This window comes from Sandarakinorhabdus oryzae (assembly GCF_009733735.1).
Taxonomy (GTDB): domain Bacteria; phylum Pseudomonadota; class Alphaproteobacteria; order Sphingomonadales; family Sphingomonadaceae; genus Sandarakinorhabdus; species Sandarakinorhabdus oryzae.
In genome coordinates this window covers 1-16151 of record NZ_WNJP01000059.1, presented here as the reverse complement: position 1 = coordinate 16151, position 16151 = coordinate 1, and the positions used below count along the sequence as shown (strand labels likewise).

Below are 16151 nucleotides of genomic sequence, written 5' to 3'. Positions count from 1 at the left end.
CGCTCGGTCGGGCGGCTGGCGGCCGGCACCGGCAGTTCGTCAGGCCAGGTCAGGCTTTGCCCGGCGGCGACCCGGTCGCCGGGGCCGGCCTTGGCGCCATCCAGCCGCACCGCGCCGGATTTCGACCAGCGCGAGACGATGTTGAAGCTGACATCCTTGGTGTGGCGCTGGAACCAGCGATCGAGGCGGATGCCGTCGTCATCCTCGGCGATGATTGCAGTGGGCATCAGGCAACGCCCCGCATCAGCCACACCCCGGCCAGCACCGCCAGCACGCTGCCCGCCACGCTTGAGACCGAATAGGCGGCGGCCAGCGCGATTTCGGCCCTTGTGATCATGTTGTAGACTTCCAGTGAAAAGGCCGAAAAGGTGGTGAAGCCGCCGAGCACGCCAACGCCGAGCAGCAGCCGCAATTCTTCGCCACCCTGGCTGGTGCGCGCCAGCCAGCCGGCCAGGAGGCCCATCAGCAAGCCGCCCAGGATATTGACGGCGAAGGTACCGAACGGAAAGCCCGGGCCCATCATCACGATCGCCCAGCGGCCGACTCCATAGCGCAGCATCGATCCCAGCGCGCCCCCAAGGGCGACCAGCAGCAGATGGGGCATGGTGGGGTTCATCGCGCTCCCCTTAGCGGGATTGCGCCGGGATTGCCAATCGCGCGGCGAGAGTGCAGCCTGTCGCAACTTCTGGGGGAGGGCAAACCATGTCGAAGCCACGCACGCTGGCGCATGTCGTCTATCAGACACGCCAGTTCGACCGCATGATCGCCTGGTATGAAACCGTGTTCCAGGCCCATGTCGTCCACCGCGATCCGGCGCTGGCTTTTCTCACCTTCGATGAGGAACATCACCGCTTCGCCTTTGCCAACCTGGAGGTGATGCGGCCCAAAGCCCCTGACGCTGCGCCCGATGCCGGTTCGCGGGGCGAGATCGGAGTGAACCATGTCGCCTGGACCTTTGCCAGCGCGCACGACCTGCTGAGCACCTACAAGCGTCTGAAAGCCGACGGCATCCTGCCCTATTGGCCGGTGCATCACGGCCCCACCCTGTCGCTCTACTACGCCGATCCCGATGACAACCGCATGGAATTCCAGGCCGATGCGATGAGCGTTGCCGAGGCCAATGACTTCATGGCCGGGCCTGCCATGGCCGCCAATCCGGTGGGCGTGACCTGGGATCCGGATGCGCTGCTTGCCAGGGCCGAGGCTGGTGCCAGCGAGACGGAACTGCTGGTCATGCCGGAGGGGCCGCCGTCCCCGATTCCGGCCGCGCATGGCATCTGAAGCCGACGGCTCCGACAAGGGCCTGCCTGATCGCGTGATGAAGCGGGCGCAGTGGCGCCTGCTGCCGATGCTGTTCACTGCCTATCTGGTCGCCATCGTCGACCGCATCAACATCAGCTTTGCGGCTGAATCCATGAACCGCGACCTGGGCTTCACGGCCAGCGTCTACGGCTTTGCCGGCGGACTGTTCTTCGTCAGCTATGCCCTGCTGGAAGTGCCGTCGAACATGCTGATGATGCGCTTTGGCACAAGGGTCTGGGTGACGCGCATCATGATCAGCTGGGGGCTGATCTCGGCGGCGCAGATGTTCGTCACCACCCCGTTCCAATATTATGTGCTGCGCTTCCTGCTCGGCGCGGCGGAGGCGGGCTTTTTCCCCTCCATCCTCTTCTATGCCAGCCTGTGGTTTCCGGCGCAGTGGCGCGGCCGGGTGGTCAGCCGCTTCTATATCGCCCAGCCGGCCAGCCAAGCGGTGCTCGGCCTCGTGTCGGCGCCGTTGCTTGGGCTGGATGGCGCGCTGGGCCTGGCCGGTTGGCAATGGCTGCTGCTGCTGGAAGCCGGCCCGGCCATCATCACCGGTCTCGTCATCTGGCGCTGGCTGCCGGACCGACCGGAACAGGTCGGCTGGCTGTCAGCGGCGGAGAAACACTGGCTGACCGGCCAGCTCGCGGCCGATGCCGCCGCCATTGCCGGCCCGCAGCACGGCAGCATGCTGCGTGCCCTGGCCGATCGCCAGATCCTGGGCCTTGGCATCGCCTGGCTGCTGCTCGCCGGCTCGGTCAATGCCTATCTCTATTCGATGCCGCTGATCCTGGCAGAGCAGACCGGGCTGGGCACGGCCGCTGTCGGGCAACTGGTCACCATTGGCGGCATGGTTGGGGTGGTCGTGCTGCTGGCGCTGGGCTGGCACAGCGACCGGCGGCAGGAGCGGCATTGGCACGTGCTGCTGCCGTGGGCGCTGGTGGGCGTGGCCTTCGTGGTTCTGGGCGTGACCACATCGCCGGTGCTGGCAATGGCTGCGGCGCTGGCGATCGCGGCGCTGAACCTGCCTTCCCACCCGGTGTTCTGGGCGCTGGTGTCGGAGCAATTGCACGAGCGCCACCGCGCCGTCGGCATCGCGGCGGTCAACACCTTCGGCCAGTTCGGCAGTTTCCTCAGCACCAGCGCGCTGGGCGTGGCCCGCGATGCGACCGGCGGCTATGACGCCGGGATGGCGGCGATTGCCGGCTGCGTGGCGCTGAGCATCCTGATCCTGCATCGCCAGCACCTGGTCAGACCACGCCGAACGTCCAGCCCTCCGTAACCGCGATCGCCGGGGTCAGCGCTGGCGGCTGCCACCACTGCGGCTGGTGGGCGATGGCGCGCAGGCCAGCCGCGGTGATGAGCGCATCACCAACATGATCTGGAAAGATCGTCGGAAAGCCGGCGGGCATCGGCCGGCTGCCATGGCGCGCCAAGGCGGCGTTGAGGCTGTCTCCATCGCGCAGCTTGCCGCGGAACCCGCCCAGCCGGGCAAAGGCCTGGGCATAAATTTCGAGGATGACCGGACCGCGGGCGGGCAGCGGATCGAACGGCCACACCGGCCAATCAAGGCGGTGCAGCAGCCGCATCGCGGTGAGCGTCGCCTTGCCGACCTGGCTGGCGCCCAGCAGCACGAAATTGGAGGTCGGCACCCCCAGCCCGCTCGCCTTGTACACCTGCTCCGTTACCCTCAGATGCGCGCGGGCCTGACGGGGGCCATCGGCGGCGCCAAGCCAGAAAGCCTCGCGCCGATGTGCGATGAAGCCATGCCCGCCCAGGTCAGCCTCGCCGGCGCACACTGCCTCCACCTCGGCCCACAGGTCGCGCGCCGGGCCCAGGAATGGCGGCACGGAGGCAAAGCCGAAGCCGGCATCCATCCCCACCAGCACATCGCCGGACAGCCTGCCCAGCCAATCAAGCACGCCGGCCCGCGACCAGATGCCGGATGGCGGCAGCACCAGCGCCGGCGCCGTATCCCCGGCATTGCACACGGCGACCTGGATGGACGGGTGCCGCTCCCCCTTCGCGCCCGACCAGTCGATGCCGACAAAACGGCTGAACCTCATGATGGTCGCAGCGCCGCCCGGCGGCGCGTCCACTCCGCCAGCCGTTCGGCGATGCGCGCTTCCATGCCGCGCGGGCTGGGGGTGTAGAGACCCTGCGCCGCCATGCCGTCAGGCCAGTAGTTCTGGCCGGAAAAGCCGTCGGGCGCGTCATGGTCATAGGCATAGCCCTGGCCATAGCCCAGCTCCTTCATCAGCCGGGTCGGCGCATTCAGGATATGGGCTGGCGGCTGCAGCGAGCCTGTGCTGGCGGCGAGCTTTCGCGCCGCCTTTTCCGCCACATAAGCCGCATTGGATTTGGGTGCGGTGGCGAGATAGAGGCAGGCGTGGACGATGGCGAGTTCACCTTCCGGGCTGCCGAGGAAATCATAGGCGTCCTTGGCATCGAGGCAGACGCGCAGCGCGTTGCTGTCAGCCAGGCCGATATCCTCGCTGGCAAAGCGCACCAGCCGGCGCAGCAGGTAGAGCGGCTCCTCACCCGCCACCAGCATGCGCGCCAGCCAATAGAGCGCGGCATCGGGATCGGAACCGCGCAAGCTCTTGTGGAGCGCAGAGATCAGCCCGTAATGGCCCTCGCGGTCCTTGTCATAGACTGGCATGCGGCGATGCAGGAACGCGGCGAGATCAGCCGGGGCCATCGCCGGCACATCCCCAAGCGCAAACAGGCTTTCGGCCTGCCCAAGCAGAAAACGGCCGTCGCCATCGGCCGAGGCAATCAGCGCCGCGCGGGCGTCATCGGTCACCGGCAGAGCCTGGCCGGCATGGGCTTCAGCACGGATAAGCAGATCGGCCAGCGCCGCTTCGTCGAGCCGGCGCACGATCAGCACGCGGGCGCGTGACAGGATGGCGGCGTTCAGTTCGAAACTGGGGTTTTCGGTGGTGGCCCCGACCAGCGTGATGGTGCCGTCCTCCATCGGGCCGAGGAAGCCATCCTGCTGGGCGCGGTTGAAGCGGTGGATTTCGTCCACGAACAACAGCGTGCGCTGGCCGGCGCGGGCGGCCTCACGGGCCTCGGCAAACAGCTTCTTCAGATCCGCCACGCCGGCGAACACCGCGGAAATGGCGACAAAGCGCATTCCAGCGGCAGTGGCCAGCAGGCGGGCGATGGTGGTCTTGCCGGTGCCGGGCGGGCCCCAGAAGATCAGGCTGGACAGGCTGCCCGTCGCCACCATGCGGGTGATGGCGCCATCGGGGCCGGTGAGATGATCCTGCCCCACCACCTCGGCCAGGGTGCGCGGGCGCAACTGTTCGGCCAGCGGCGCGGTCGCCGGCGGCCCGGGATCATCGGCGGCAAACAGATCGGCCATGGCCCAGCCAAGCCGCAAAGCGCGGCGCTTGGCAAGACGCTGGTTGCGGCGTTCTTGCGCCTGTCACGGCTTGGAGTCACACTCCCGTTCGGGTCAGCAGCTTGGGGGAGTCCATGCGATGCGACTGGCCGCATTCAATGTCGAGAATCTCTTCGATCGCGCCCGCGCCTTCGACGATGACAACCAGGCCGTGCTGGCCGCCTTTGGCCGCGCCCAGGCGCTGCTGGCCCAGGCCGATTATTCGGCGTCGAGGCAGCAGATCATCGACGAATTCACCATCCTCGGGCTGCTGAAGGCCGATGAGAACCGCAATGTGATCTTGCGCCAGAGCCGCGGCAGCCTGCTCAGCCGGCCCCAAACCGGGCCGCCCCGAATCGTCGCTGATGGCCGCGCCGATTGGGTTGGCTCGCTCGAGCTGAAGCGCCAGCCGGTCAACCATGCCGCCATGCTGCACACCGCCATGGTGGTCCGCGATTTGAAGGCCGACATCCTGGGCGTGGTCGAGGCCGAGGATCGACCGTCCCTGGCCGCGTTCAACAGCGAAATCCTGGCCAGCAGCGCCGTCGGTGGCCAGGCCTTCCGCCACGTCATGCTGATCGATGGCAATGATGATCGCGGCATCGACGTCGGCTTGATGACCCGCAAGACGCTGCCGATCGGCACGATGCGCAGCCGGGTCGATGATCGCCGCGCCAACGGCCGGGTGCTGTTCAGCCGCGATTGCCCGGAATTTCACCTCGAAACCGCCAGCGGACCGCTGCTGATCATGCTCTGCCATTTCAAATCGAAGTTCGGCGGCAATGATGCGGCCTCCCAGGCCAAGCGCAAGGACGAGGCGACGCGGGTTGCCGGCATCTACAAGGCGCACCGCACCGCCGGCATCGATCGCATCGCCATCATGGGCGATTTCAACGACACGCCCGATTCCGCGCCACTGGCGCCGTTGCTGGCCGGTACCGATCTCGCCGACATCTTCACACTGCCGGTGCACAATGATGGCGGCTTTCCCGGCACGCATGGCAATTGCCGAGCCGGCACCAAGATCGATTATATCCTGCTGTCCCCGGCCCTGGCCGCCAAGGCCACCGCATCAGGCGTCATTCGCAGCGGCATGCGGCCCGGCAAGACCAAGCCGCCCTGGCCGATCTATGACACGCTCGAATCCACGGTGCAGAGCGCATCGGACCATGCCGCGATCTGGGTCGATCTCGCGATCTAGCTCTTGAACCAGGCCTCTACAGTGCCGTTCAGCTTGATGGTGAGCGGGTTGCCCTTGCGATCAAGGCTCTTGCCGGCGGCGACACGGATCCAGCCTTCGGAAATGCAATACTCCTCCACATTCGTCCGCTCCACACCATTGAAGCGGATGCCGACGCCGCGGCGCAGCATGTCCCAATCGTGGAAGTCGCTGCGCGGGTTCACCGACAGGCGATCCGGCGGGCTGTCAGCGACAGGCGTTTCAGCCGGCGTTTCGGGGGCGGTTTCGGGCGTGTCGGTCATGGCGGGTTTCCATAGGGGCAAGTGGCGTTGCCGGCAAGAAAAAGGGGCCGCGGGCGGCAGCGCCCACGGCCCCGATTGTTCGCGCGCAGCCCGATCAGGCTTCGGCGGTGTCTTCGTCCATCGGCAGTGTGCCGGGCTCGGCGTTCGGATCGAAGGCTTCGGTGAAGCCGGCTTCCTCGCGCTCGGCGGTGGCGACCACGTCGACGCCCTTGGCCTGCAGTTCGGCCTCTTCCGGCGAACGGGCGATGTTCACCTTGACCATCACGACCACTTCCGGGTGCAGCGCGACCTTCACGTCGTGCACGCCCAGGGTCTTGATCGGCTTGTCGAGGACGATCTGGTTCTTGTGGACCTTGTGACCGCCGTTGGTCAGCGCTTCGGCCAGATCGCGGGCAGCGACCGAACCATAGAGCTGGCCGGTGCCGGAGGCGGCGCGGATCATGACGACGCTGGCGCCTTCGATCTCACGCGATTCCGAACGGGCGATGTCGCGGCGCTTGGCGTTATCGGCCTCGATGCGGGCGCGATCGGCTTCGAAACGGGCCTTGTTGGCGTCGGTGGCGCGCAAGGCCTTGCCGCGGGGCAGCAGGAAATTGCGGGCGAAACCCGGCTTCACATTGACGATGTCGCCAATGGTGCCAAGCTTTTCAACGCGTTCGAGCAGGATGACATGCATGGTCAGGCGCTCCTCACTTCACCAGATAGGGCAGCAGGCCCAGGTGGCGGGCGCGCTTGATGGCCTTGGCCAGTTCGCGCTGCTTCTTGGCCGAAACCGCGGTGATGCGGGCCGGCACGATCTTGCCACGCTCAGACACGAAGCCCTGCAACAGGCGCACGTCCTTGTAGTCGATGGCGGGGGCGTTCGGGCCCGAGAAGGGGCACGACTTGCGGCGGCGGAAAAACGGACGTCCCATATGTCCCTCCCTTAAGCGCGCGGTTCGCGGCGCGGGCGTTCACCACGCGGGGCGCCGCCATCACGATCACCGCGGCCTTCACGGCCTTCGCGACCGCCTTCGCGGCCACCTTCACGCTCGGCGCGGTCACCGCGGCGGGTCATCGCCGACGGTTCGGCCGACAGCGCGTCAACGCGCACGGTCATGGAACGGATGATATCTTCGTTGAGGCCCACCTGGCGCTCCATTTCGGCCACGGCAGTGGCCGGGGCGTCGATGTTGAGCATCACGTAATGCGCCTTGCGGTTCTTGGCGATGCGATAGGCCAGCGTGCGCAGGCCCCAATATTCGCTGTTCGCAACCCGGCCCTTGCCGTCGGCCAGAACCTTGGTGAAGCCTTCCGTCAGCGTCTCAACCTGCGCAGTGGTCAGGTCCTGACGCGCCAGGAAGACATGCTCGTAAAACGGCATCTCTCTCTCCTCGTGCCGATCGTTGACGGGGCACAATGCCCACGCCCCTCCGGCTGGCGTCCATCACCCCACGAAGCATGGCTCCGCACGGCGAAGCGGCGCGTATGGCGCAAGGTCCAGGTGATTGCAAGCGATTCTGGCCTGTGGGACAAGGCACGCCATGGCCCTTCCCCTCATCGTTGTTGGCGGCGTCGCCGGCTGTGGCAAGACCACCCTGGCCGCCGCGCTGGCCACAGCGCTGGGCGTGCCGTTCCGCGATGGCGATGATCTGCACCCGCCGGCCAACAAGGCCAAGATGGCGACCGGCCAGCCGCTTGATGACGACGATCGGGCGCCCTGGCTGGCTGCCTGCGCGGCGCAACTGGCGACGTGGGGAACCGGCGGCGGGGTGATCAGCGCCTCTGCCTTGAAGCGCGCCTATCGCAACGGGCTCTACGCCGCGCATGCCAACGTGCATTATGTGCTGATCCGCATCACGCCCGAACTGGCAACCGCCCGCGCCCAGGCCCGCCCCGACCATTTCTGGCCCGCCCATCTGACCGCCAGCCAGTTCGCCATCCTGGAGGAACCCGGTGCTGACGAGCCGGCGTGGCATGTCGAGGCCGAGTGGCCAACGGCACGGCAGGTCGCGGCCATCCTTGCGCAACTGCGGCAAACACCTGCGTGAGTGGTTTCCGGCGCTGCTGACCGCTGGCCGGGCAGCCTAGGCTCTACGCTCGCCTCCGAAATGCCTGCCTCCCGGTGGGCGGGGGCTGGAGTTTGCCCCCATGTTCAGCCTCGCACCGTTGCCCTATCCCCACGATGCTCTGGAACCGGTGATGTCCGAACGCACGCTGCATTTCCATCACGAGAAGCACCACGGTGGCTATGTGAAGACGCTCAACGCCCTGCTGTCGGAGGCCGATATCGTGCCCGACACGCTGGAGGAGGTGATTGCGGCTGCCGAAAGCGGCGGCAACCGGGCGCTGTTCAACACCGCGGCACAGGTGCGCAACCACAGTTTCTTCTGGGACGCCATGACCCCAGAGCGGGCACCGCCGGCGGGCGATCTGGCCAAGGCCATCGCTCTGCAGCTGGGCGGATTTCAGGCGCTGAAGGCCGAATTAGTCGCGGCCGGCGTCGCGCAGTTCGGATCAGGCTGGGTGTGGCTGGTCGCCGATCATGCCGGCGCGCTGGCCGTGACCGTGAGCCACGATGCCGATGACTGGCGCGGCGAAACCGGCGCCACGCCGCTGATGGTGTGCGACGTGTGGGAACATGCCTATTATCTTGATCACCAGAACGATCGGAAGGGCTTTCTGGAGGCCTGGTTCGAAGCATTGCCCAACTGGGCCTTTGCCGACAAGCAATATGCCGCGGCGCAAGGCCGGGGCAAGAAATGGCGCCATCCGGCGGCCGCCTAGACGCGCGGCAGTCGCTCCCGCAGCATCGCGATCAGCGCGGCCAGATCGGGCAGGCCGGCAAGCTCGGCAGCGCTGACCAGTTGGCGCAGCGCACCGCCCTCCTCCACCGCCAGCAGCGGCAGCGGCCAATCGGCGGCGGCCGGAAAGGCCAGGCGGAAATCCGGGCGGTGATGGACAACGGTCGCCATCCCCAGCCCGTCCACGAAGGCCCGCCAGTCGCGCCGCATGGTGAAAAAGCCGTGGGTGAGCGCGCACAGGCGGCACGGATAGGTGGCGGGCGCGATCAGCTTGTGGATGCTGTCCATCGCGCCCGCCAGCAGACCGGCATTGGCGTTGTAGACGATGACGAGCCGGCTCACCCCGCCGCGCTGAGCGCCGACTTGCCGCGCTTGACGATCAGCTTGTTGAGCGCGTTCACATAGGCGCGCGCACTTGCCACCAGCGTGTCGGTATGCGCCCCGGTGCCGCGCACGGTGCGGCCATGTTCGGCCAGCACCACGCTGACTTCGGCCTGGGCATCGGTGCCGGCTGTGACGGCGTGGACCTGGTAGAGGTTGAGCACGGCCTCCTCATGCGGCACCAGCTTGCGGATGGCGTTGAACAGCGCGTCGACGGGGCCATTGCCGCGGGTGGCCGCCGTGTGCTCCTCGCCGTCGATGTTCAGCGTCAGGATGGCGCGCTGCGGGCCATTGCTGCCGCAATAGACCTCCACTTCCGTCACCTGGATGCGGTCGTGCCCGCGCAGCACTTCGTCATCGACCAGCGCGACAATATCCTCGTCAAACACCTGCTTCTTGGCATCGGCCAGATCCTTGAAGCGCTTGAAGGCATCGCCGAACTCGTTGTCGCTGAGGTCATAGCCCATTTCCGCCAGCTTCGAGCGGAAGGCGGCGCGGCCCGAATGCTTGCCCAGCACCAGGTTGGTGGCGCCCTGGCCCACGCTGTCCGGCGTCATGATCTCGTAGGTGGACGAGTCCTTCAGCATGCCATCCTGGTGGATGCCGCTTTCATGCGCGAAGGCGTTGGCACCGACGATGGCCTTGTTGGCCTGCACCTGCATGCCGGTCACGCCCGAAACCAGCCGGCTGGCGCGGGTGATCTCGGTGGAGACGATGCGGGTTTCATAGGGCATCACGTCGTGGCGCACCTTCAGCGCCATGGCGATTTCCTCCACCGCGGCATTGCCGGCGCGCTCGCCGATGCCGTTGACCGTGGCTTCCACCTGCCGGGCGCCGGCCATGATGGCACTGAGCGTATTCGCCACGGCCAGACCCAGATCATTGTGGCAATGGGTGGAGAAGATCGCCTGATCGGCGTTGGGCACGCGGGTGATGACGTCCCTGAACATCGCGCCATAGGTGGCCGGCGTCGCATAACCCACCGTGTCGGGCAGGTTGATCGTCGTCGCCCCGGCGTTGATCGCGGTTTCCACCGCCCGGCACAGGAAATCCGGATCGGAGCGGGTGGCATCCTCGGCCGACCATTCGACGTCCGGGCACAGGTTGCGCGCCATGCTCACCGACTGGCGGATCGCCTCCAGCACCTCTTCCGGCGACTTGTTCAGCTTCACCTTCATGTGCAGCGGCGAGGTCGCGATGAAGGTGTGGATGCGCGGCTGTTTCGCGCCCTTCAGCGCCGCCCAGGCCCGTTCGATATCGGGCGCGGCGGCACGGGCCAGGCTGGCGACGATGGCGGTGTCGCACATGTTGGCGACGGCCTGCACGGCTTCGAAATCGCCTTCCGATGCAATGGCGAAGCCGGCTTCGATGATGTCCACCCCCAACGCTTCCAGCTGAGCGGCGACTTTCAGTTTTTCCTCGAGATTCATCGAGCAGCCGGGGGATTGCTCCCCGTCGCGCAGGGTGGTGTCGAAAATGCGAATATGGTTGGTGGTCATGGCTCTGCCTGTCTGAACGCTGGATTTTAGAGTGTCAGGTTCAACCCCTCAAGGCGCGTGGCCGAGGGAACATGCCCAGCAGCCAGCGTCACGCCCGAGGGCGTGTAAGTCGCAGGAGAATGAGGGCCGAACGGAAAGCCATGGCTCTCATTACCGTGAAGCGGGGCTGCAGCGCAAGATGCCGCCTTGCAGTTGCCGCCATTGCACGGCTTGATGGCACGATGGACCAGATCATTTCCACCGCCAACATCGGCTCGGCGATCCAGAGCGCGCTGGCGCCGGTGTTCCTGCTCACCGCGATTGCCGGCATGCTCAACGTCATGGTGCACCGCCTGTCGCGCGTGGTGGACCGGTCGCGCCATCTGGAGGCCAGCATGGCCGGCTATGCCGCCGAAAAGCGCCGTATCGCCATCGATGATCTGGCCGTGCTGGCCAAGCGCATGGCCGCCGCCAACTGGGCGATTGCTTTGTGCACCATGGCTGCGCTGCTCGTCTGCCTGGTGGTGGCGCTGCTGTTCCTCGAACAATTGCTTGGCGGTCGGCTTGAAGCCGTGGTGGCGTGGATGTTCGTGGCGGCGACGCTGATGCTCACCGGCGGGCTGATGCTGTTCCTGTGGGAAGTGCAGCTGGCGCTGCGCAGCGTGCGCGTGCGCGCGGCGGACCTGCTGGCCCAGCGCCGCCCGGCGAGCGAATAGAAGAGAAAGGCAGGGCGTCGCGGCAAAGCCGCGCCGCCAGACGAGTCAAAAAAGGGCGGCCTGTTGGGGCCGCCCTTTTCGCTCGCTGGCCGCGCAACAGCGGGTCTGTCACCAAGCTGCGCATGCCGACAGCCGCTCAGTTGCGTGCCTTGTCCACCAGCTGGTTCTTGGCGATCCACGGCATCATGGCGCGCAGGCGGGCGCCGGTTTCCTCGATCGGGTGGGCAGCGGCAGCCTTGCGGCTGGCCTTCAGCTCCGGCTGGCCGGCGCGGTTGTCGAGGATGAAGTTCTTCACGAAGCGGCCGCCCTGGATATCGGCCAGCACGCGCTTCATCTCGGCCTTGGTTTCATCGGTGATGATGCGCGGGCCGGTGGTGATGTCGCCATATTCGGCGGTGTTGGAGATGGAGTAGCGCATGTTGGCGATGCCGCCTTCATACATCAGGTCGACGATCAGCTTCACTTCGTGCAGGCACTCGAAATAGGCCATTTCGGGTGCATAGCCGGCTTCCACCAGCGTTTCGAAGCCGGCCATGATCAGGTGCGAAAGCCCGCCGCACAGCACGGCCTGCTCGCCGAACAGATCGGTTTCGCACTCTTCCTTGAAGGTCGTCTGGATGACGCCGGAGCGGCCGCCACCGATAGCCGAGGCGTAGGACAGCGCCACGTCGTGGGCATTGCCGCTGGCATCCTGGTGGATGGCGATCAGGCAGGGCACGCCGCCGCCCTTCTGATATTCCGAACGCACCGTGTGGCCCGGGCCCTTGGGCGCGATCATGAACACGTCGATATCGGCGCGCGGCTCGATCAGGCCGAAATGCACGTTGAGGCCGTGGGCAAAGGCGAGCGCCGCGCCGGGCTTCATGTTGGCAGCCAGATCGTCGGAATAGATGGCGGCCTGGTGCTCATCGGGTGCCAGCACCATGATCACGTCGGCCCAGGCCGCGGCTTCGGCATTGCTCAGCACCTTGAAGCCGGCGCCTTCCGCCTTCTTGGCGGTGGCCGAACCGGGGCGCAGTGCAATGGCGACATTGGCAACACCGGAATCGCGCAGATTCTGGGCGTGGGCATGGCCCTGGCTGCCATAGCCAACGATGGCGACCTTCTTGCCCTTGATCAGGCCAACATCGGCATCGGCATCATAATAAACGCGCATTCTCGTTTCCCTTGTGTGGCCCTGCAGCGGCAGAGCGAATGATCAAACCGCCTCCGCACCCCGTGCGATGGCAACAACCCCGGTGCGGGCGACCTCGACCAGGCCCACCTCCCGCATCAGCGTGATGAACTGATTGACCTTCTCGGTGGAGCCCGACACCTCGAACACGAAACTCGCCGTGCTGGTATCCACCGGCCGCGCCCGGAAAATATCGGCCAGCCGCAGCGCTTCCACCCGCTTGTCGCCCACGCCGGCCACCTTCACCAGCGCCATCTCGCGCTCAACGTGGGGCCCATAGGCGGTGAGGTCGATCACCCGGTGCACCGGCACCAGCCGGTCCAGCTGGGCCAGGATCTGCTCGATCACCGGCGGCGGCCCGCTGGTGACAACGGTGATGCGGCTGACGGCATGATCGTCGGAGACATCGGCCACGGTCAGGCTCTCGATATTGTAACCGCGCGCCGAGAACAGGCCGACGATGCGCGCCAGCACGCCGGCCTCGTTATCAACCAGGATCGACAGCGTGTGCCGTTCGGAGGGGAGGTGTTTCATTGGTTCAAATCTTCAAACGGATAGCCGCCGACAATGGCGCGCTTAGCATACATCGACGGCGGGATCGCGTTCGCCAGCCGATGCAATTGCTCGTCGGCCAGACGGTCGAAAAAGAAGCGTGTCATGTCGCCTTCATCAACAACTTCCGCAACAGGCGTGAATCCTGCGGCAATGAAAAGCAGCTGCGCCTCATCGCGGTCAGCATTGCGAACGACGATACTCGGTCCGGCCCTCTTTCTCATCACACCAGCGCCTTCGCGTCATCGTCCGCCTCGCCGCGTTCATCGGCAGCCGACAGGATCATATCGGTGTGCGCGGCGCCCGACGGGATCATCGGGAAGCAGTTGGCGAGCTTGGCCACCCGGCAATCGACCATCACCGGGCCGGGGTGATCGAGCATCGCCTGGATGCCGGCATCCAGATCGTCCGGCCCCTCGATGGTGATGCCCTTCCAGCCATAGGCCTGCGCCAGCATGACGAAATCCGGCAGGCTGTCGGAATAGGATTCGCTGTAGCGGCCGCCGTGGTTCAGCTCCTGCCACTGGCGCACCATGCCCATATATTCATTGTTGATGATGAAGACCTTCACCGGCAGGCGATATTGCGTCGCCGTGCCCAGTTCCTGGATGTTCATCTGGATGCTGGCTTCGCCAGCGATATCGATCACCAGCGCGCCCGGAAACGCCAGTTGCGCGCCGATGGCCGCCGGCAGGCCATAGCCCATGGTACCGAGGCCGCCCGAGGTCAGCCACTTGTTGGGATCATGGAAGCCGAAATGCTGAGCCGCCCACATCTGGTGCTGGCCGACTTCCGTGGAGATGATCGGCTTTTTCGCCTTGGTCATCTCATACAGCCGCTGGATGGCCTTCTGCGGCAGCAGCGCCTCGCCCTTCTGTTCGAACCCGAACGAGTTGCGTGCGCGCCAGCCCTTGATCTGTTCCCACCAGGCCTTCTGATCGGCAGCGCGATGGCCGCGCGCCCGCCAGACCTTCAGCATGTCTTCCATGACGCTGCCGACATCGCCCTGGATGGCGAGATCGACCCGCACCGTCTTGTTGAAGCTGGAACGATCGATATCGACATGGATCTTGCGGCTGGTGGGGCTGAACGCATCCAGCCGGCCGGTCACCCGATCATCAAAACGCGCGCCCAGGCAGACCATCAGGTCACACTGGTTCATCGCCATATTGGCTTCGTAACTGCCGTGCATGCCCAACATGCCGAGGAATTGCGGGTGATCGTCGGGCATGGTGCCCAGGCCCATCAGCGTGCTCGTCACCGGCGCGCCGGTCGCCTTGGCCAGCTCGCGCAGCAATTGGGTAGCCACAGGGCCGCTATTGATGATGCCGCCGCCCGTGTAGAGAATGGGGCGCTCGGCCGCGGCCAGCATGTCCACCGCCGCTTCGATGGCAGCGAGATCGCCTTTCACCTGCGGCTTGTAGGTCTTGTGCGCGATCGTGCCCGGCTTGGCGTAGCGGGCCTTCATGATCTGCACGTCCTTGGGGATATCGATCACCACCGGGCCAGGCCGGCCGGAGCGGGCGATGTAGAAGGCCTCGTGCAGCACGGGGCCCAACTTCGCCGTCTCCTTCACCAGATAATTATGCTTGGAACAATGGCGCGTGATGCCGACCGTGTCGCATTCCTGGAAGGCATCGGTGCCAATGAGATGCGTCGGCACCTGGCCGGTGAGCACGACCAGCGGGATCGAATCCATCAGCGCATCGGTGATGCCGGTGACGGCATTGGTGGCGCCAGGGCCAGAGGTGACGAGCACGACACCGACCTTGCCCGACGCGCGCGCATAGCCTTCGGCGGCGTGCACGGCGGCCTGTTCGTGGCGCACCAGGATGTGGCGGATGCGGTTCTGCTGGAACAGCGCATCATAGATCGGCAGCACGGCGCCGCCGGGGTAGCCAAAGACCACCTCCACCCCCAGCTCGGTGAGGGCCTGCACAACGATGTCGGCGCCGGTCATTTCCGTGCCCATGATCAATATCCCAAGCAAGACGGCCGCAAGCAAGCGGCCGGCTGCTGTTATGGGAAGGAAAATGGCAGGTCAAGCCTTTTTCGCGCAATTTTCATGCGCAAACTGGCTATCAGGAAACAACTTCCGGCAACCCGCTCTTGCGCCGGGCGAAGCTGAAGCCCAGCACGAGGATGCCGACCATTGCCGCGATGACCGTCTTGGGTCCGACGCCGTCTTCACCGGCCGGTGCGGTGCTCGCCGGCGGCGCAGCGGTGTCACAAGCGGCCGCGCCGGGCGGGCAGCCCGTATCGGCCGGGGCCGCGACCTCGACGACCTGGATGGCAACGGCCGGCTGCGCCAATGCCATCACTGCCAGAAACGCCAACACCCGCACCATCACAAACTCCCCCGCAAATTCACACGCAGCATTGCACTGCAACATGACCGTCGCATGACATCCCGGTCCTTAACAGGGGCACAATGTCCACTATTGTTGGCAGAGACATGCGGGTTGCGGCAAGTGGTTGCCGCACTGCGGTCAAGCGGGGTCGAGACGCGTCCACGCCGGGAACTGGTGGCGCGCCCAGGTCTGCTGGCGCTTCTGATACTGGCGCGTCGCCACCAGCGCCTCGCCCGTCGCATCGGCCAGGCTGAGGCGACCGGCAAGATGCGCCGCCAGCTGCGGCACCGCCAGCGCCTTCATCACCGGCAGATCGGATGGCAACCCCCTGGCCAACAACGCTGCTACCTCCTCGAGCGCACCGGCCGCCAGCATCTCCGCCAGCCGGGCTTCGGCGCGGCCGTGCAGGACGGCGCGCGGCCGGTCAACGATGAACCCCTGCACGGCGCCCTCGCCAAGCCCGCCCTCGCGCTGCTGTTGCCAGTCGGCCAGTGTGCGCCCAGTCGATCGCACCACCTCCAGCGCGCGCAGGGTGCGCTGCCGG

At 66.1% G+C, this 16151-nt stretch carries 20 protein-coding genes and 2 pseudogenes; 6 read left to right on the top strand and 16 right to left on the bottom strand.

Going from position 1 to position 16151, the window contains the following annotated elements; all coding sequences use genetic code 11:
• Positions 1-227 (bottom strand): annotated as a pseudogene (locus GJ693_RS07850) (RluA family pseudouridine synthase); the annotation flags it as partial.
• Positions 227-604, bottom strand: a complete 378-nt coding sequence (gene crcB / locus GJ693_RS07845) for a fluoride efflux transporter CrcB (protein ID WP_156255766.1) — start codon at positions 602-604, stop codon at positions 227-229. The gene crcB and the pseudogene GJ693_RS07850, both read right to left, overlap by 1 nt.
• A 98-nt stretch (positions 605-702) precedes the next feature.
• On the opposite strand from crcB, the gene GJ693_RS07840 reads away from it, so the two are divergent.
• On the top strand, positions 703-1281 hold the full coding sequence (locus GJ693_RS07840) for a VOC family protein (RefSeq protein WP_156255765.1): 579 nt from the start codon (positions 703-705) through the stop codon (positions 1279-1281).
• Positions 1271-2584 carry an MFS transporter gene (locus tag GJ693_RS07835; protein ID WP_197042046.1) on the top strand — a complete coding sequence of 438 codons (1314 nt, stop codon included), beginning with the start codon at positions 1271-1273 and terminating at the stop codon, positions 2582-2584. The genes GJ693_RS07840 and GJ693_RS07835 overlap by 11 nt, the downstream gene beginning before the upstream one ends.
• Here GJ693_RS07835 and GJ693_RS07830 read toward each other — a convergent pair.
• Both GJ693_RS07830 and GJ693_RS07825 read right to left on the bottom strand, forming a co-directional pair.
• Positions 2553-3368 carry a hypothetical protein gene (locus GJ693_RS07830; RefSeq protein WP_156255763.1) on the bottom strand — a complete coding sequence of 272 codons (816 nt, stop codon included), beginning with the start codon at positions 3366-3368 and terminating at the stop codon, positions 2553-2555. The two genes, GJ693_RS07835 and GJ693_RS07830, sit on opposite strands and share 32 nt — an antisense overlap.
• Positions 3365-4672, bottom strand: coding sequence for a replication-associated recombination protein A (locus GJ693_RS07825; protein WP_156255762.1), 1308 nt, complete (start codon positions 4670-4672; stop codon positions 3365-3367). The genes GJ693_RS07830 and GJ693_RS07825 overlap by 4 nt, the downstream gene beginning before the upstream one ends.
• Positions 4673-4790: 118 nt before the next feature.
• Between GJ693_RS07825 and GJ693_RS07820 the strand changes: the two genes are divergently transcribed.
• Entirely contained in the window at positions 4791-5891 is a 1101-nt protein-coding gene (locus GJ693_RS07820) for an endonuclease/exonuclease/phosphatase family protein (protein ID WP_156255761.1), read from the top strand.
• Here GJ693_RS07820 and GJ693_RS07815 read toward each other — a convergent pair.
• The 4 genes from GJ693_RS07815 to rpsF form a co-directional block, all read right to left on the bottom strand.
• Positions 5888-6172 (bottom strand): DUF3297 family protein, encoded by a 285-nt coding sequence (locus GJ693_RS07815; protein WP_156255760.1) that lies wholly within the window; start codon positions 6170-6172, stop codon positions 5888-5890. The genes GJ693_RS07820 and GJ693_RS07815 overlap by 4 nt on opposite strands.
• 94 nt (positions 6173-6266) lie before the next feature.
• Positions 6267-6848, bottom strand: coding sequence for a 50S ribosomal protein L9 (gene rplI / locus GJ693_RS07810; RefSeq protein WP_156255759.1), 582 nt, complete (start codon positions 6846-6848; stop codon positions 6267-6269).
• A 13-nt stretch (positions 6849-6861) separates the two neighbouring features.
• The gene (gene rpsR, locus GJ693_RS07805; RefSeq protein WP_086115670.1) at positions 6862-7086 is read right to left on the bottom strand and encodes a 30S ribosomal protein S18; all 225 of its coding nucleotides are present in this window, start codon (positions 7084-7086) and stop codon (positions 6862-6864) included.
• Positions 7087-7097: 11 nt separating this feature from the next.
• Positions 7098-7535: a 30S ribosomal protein S6 gene (gene rpsF, locus GJ693_RS07800; RefSeq protein WP_156255758.1), complete on the bottom strand. Its 438-nt coding sequence runs from the start codon at positions 7533-7535 to the stop codon at positions 7098-7100.
• A gap of 160 nt (positions 7536-7695) precedes the next feature.
• Here rpsF and GJ693_RS07795 point away from each other — a divergent pair, with 160 nt between their 5' ends.
• Together GJ693_RS07795 and GJ693_RS07790 are read left to right on the top strand one after the other, a co-directional pair.
• Complete coding sequence (locus GJ693_RS07795) at positions 7696-8202, top strand: gluconokinase (RefSeq protein WP_156255757.1); 507 nt, start codon at positions 7696-7698, stop codon at positions 8200-8202.
• 100 nt (positions 8203-8302) lie between these two features.
• Positions 8303-8938 carry a superoxide dismutase gene (locus GJ693_RS07790; RefSeq protein ID WP_156255756.1) on the top strand — a complete coding sequence of 212 codons (636 nt, stop codon included), beginning with the start codon at positions 8303-8305 and terminating at the stop codon, positions 8936-8938.
• On the opposite strand, the gene GJ693_RS07785 is transcribed toward GJ693_RS07790, so the two are convergent.
• Both GJ693_RS07785 and GJ693_RS07780 read right to left on the bottom strand, forming a co-directional pair.
• Entirely contained in the window at positions 8935-9297 is a 363-nt protein-coding gene (locus tag GJ693_RS07785) for a hypothetical protein (RefSeq protein WP_156255755.1), read from the bottom strand. The genes GJ693_RS07790 and GJ693_RS07785 overlap by 4 nt on opposite strands.
• A complete protein-coding gene (locus tag GJ693_RS07780) occupies positions 9294-10835 on the bottom strand; it encodes a 2-isopropylmalate synthase (protein WP_156255754.1) in 1542 nt (513 codons plus the stop codon). Before GJ693_RS07780 ends, GJ693_RS07785 begins: the two co-directional genes overlap by 4 nt.
• A gap of 221 nt (positions 10836-11056) precedes the next feature.
• Between GJ693_RS07780 and GJ693_RS07775 the strand changes: the two genes are divergently transcribed.
• Positions 11057-11530, top strand: a complete 474-nt coding sequence (locus GJ693_RS07775) for a DUF2721 domain-containing protein (RefSeq protein WP_197042045.1) — start codon at positions 11057-11059, stop codon at positions 11528-11530.
• Between the two features lie 136 nt (positions 11531-11666).
• On the opposite strand, the gene ilvC is transcribed toward GJ693_RS07775, so the two are convergent.
• The 6 genes and pseudogenes from ilvC to GJ693_RS07745 all read right to left on the bottom strand — a co-directional run.
• Positions 11667-12686: a ketol-acid reductoisomerase gene (ilvC, locus tag GJ693_RS07770; RefSeq protein ID WP_156255752.1), complete on the bottom strand. Its 1020-nt coding sequence runs from the start codon at positions 12684-12686 to the stop codon at positions 11667-11669.
• Positions 12687-12728: 42 nt separating this feature from the next.
• Positions 12729-13238: an acetolactate synthase small subunit gene (gene ilvN, locus GJ693_RS07765; protein WP_156255751.1), complete on the bottom strand. Its 510-nt coding sequence runs from the start codon at positions 13236-13238 to the stop codon at positions 12729-12731.
• A complete protein-coding gene (locus GJ693_RS07760) occupies positions 13235-13480 on the bottom strand; it encodes a hypothetical protein (protein ID WP_156255750.1) in 246 nt (81 codons plus the stop codon). The genes ilvN and GJ693_RS07760 overlap by 4 nt, the downstream gene beginning before the upstream one ends.
• The gene (locus GJ693_RS07755) at positions 13480-15228 is read right to left on the bottom strand and encodes an acetolactate synthase 3 large subunit (RefSeq protein ID WP_156255749.1); all 1749 of its coding nucleotides are present in this window, start codon (positions 15226-15228) and stop codon (positions 13480-13482) included. Before GJ693_RS07755 ends, GJ693_RS07760 begins: the two co-directional genes overlap by 1 nt.
• 109 nt (positions 15229-15337) lie before the next feature.
• Positions 15338-15607, bottom strand: a complete 270-nt coding sequence (locus tag GJ693_RS07750; protein ID WP_156255748.1) for a hypothetical protein — start codon at positions 15605-15607, stop codon at positions 15338-15340.
• Positions 15608-15745: 138 nt separating this feature from the next.
• Positions 15746-16151, bottom strand: a pseudogene (locus tag GJ693_RS07745) (tRNA (adenosine(37)-N6)-dimethylallyltransferase MiaA); the annotation flags it as partial.

What these genes read in the sequence shown, in the direction of transcription:
- crcB (WP_156255766.1), bottom strand. Translation starts at nt 604, where the DNA reads ATGCCCCATCTGCTGCTGGTCGCCCTTGGGGGCGCGCTGGGATCGATG.
- GJ693_RS07840 (WP_156255765.1), top strand. Translation starts at nt 703, where the DNA reads ATGTCGAAGCCACGCACGCTGGCGCATGTCGTCTATCAGACACGCCAG.
- GJ693_RS07835 (WP_197042046.1), top strand. Translation starts at nt 1,271, where the DNA reads ATGGCATCTGAAGCCGACGGCTCCGACAAGGGCCTGCCTGATCGCGTG.
- GJ693_RS07830 (WP_156255763.1), bottom strand. Translation starts at nt 3,368, where the DNA reads ATGAGGTTCAGCCGTTTTGTCGGCATCGACTGGTCGGGCGCGAAGGGG.
- GJ693_RS07825 (WP_156255762.1), bottom strand. Translation starts at nt 4,672, where the DNA reads ATGGCCGATCTGTTTGCCGCCGATGATCCCGGGCCGCCGGCGACCGCG.
- GJ693_RS07820 (WP_156255761.1), top strand. Translation starts at nt 4,791, where the DNA reads ATGCGACTGGCCGCATTCAATGTCGAGAATCTCTTCGATCGCGCCCGC.
- GJ693_RS07815 (WP_156255760.1), bottom strand. Translation starts at nt 6,172, where the DNA reads ATGACCGACACGCCCGAAACCGCCCCCGAAACGCCGGCTGAAACGCCT.
- rplI (WP_156255759.1), bottom strand. Translation starts at nt 6,848, where the DNA reads ATGCATGTCATCCTGCTCGAACGCGTTGAAAAGCTTGGCACCATTGGC.
- rpsR (WP_086115670.1), bottom strand. Translation starts at nt 7,086, where the DNA reads ATGGGACGTCCGTTTTTCCGCCGCCGCAAGTCGTGCCCCTTCTCGGGC.
- rpsF (WP_156255758.1), bottom strand. Translation starts at nt 7,535, where the DNA reads ATGCCGTTTTACGAGCATGTCTTCCTGGCGCGTCAGGACCTGACCACT.
- GJ693_RS07795 (WP_156255757.1), top strand. Translation starts at nt 7,696, where the DNA reads ATGGCCCTTCCCCTCATCGTTGTTGGCGGCGTCGCCGGCTGTGGCAAG.
- GJ693_RS07790 (WP_156255756.1), top strand. Translation starts at nt 8,303, where the DNA reads ATGTTCAGCCTCGCACCGTTGCCCTATCCCCACGATGCTCTGGAACCG.
- GJ693_RS07780 (WP_156255754.1), bottom strand. Translation starts at nt 10,835, where the DNA reads ATGACCACCAACCATATTCGCATTTTCGACACCACCCTGCGCGACGGG.
- GJ693_RS07775 (WP_197042045.1), top strand. Translation starts at nt 11,057, where the DNA reads ATGGACCAGATCATTTCCACCGCCAACATCGGCTCGGCGATCCAGAGC.
- ilvC (WP_156255752.1), bottom strand. Translation starts at nt 12,686, where the DNA reads ATGCGCGTTTATTATGATGCCGATGCCGATGTTGGCCTGATCAAGGGC.
- ilvN (WP_156255751.1), bottom strand. Translation starts at nt 13,238, where the DNA reads ATGAAACACCTCCCCTCCGAACGGCACACGCTGTCGATCCTGGTTGAT.
- GJ693_RS07760 (WP_156255750.1), bottom strand. Translation starts at nt 13,480, where the DNA reads ATGAGAAAGAGGGCCGGACCGAGTATCGTCGTTCGCAATGCTGACCGC.
- GJ693_RS07755 (WP_156255749.1), bottom strand. Translation starts at nt 15,228, where the DNA reads ATGGGCACGGAAATGACCGGCGCCGACATCGTTGTGCAGGCCCTCACC.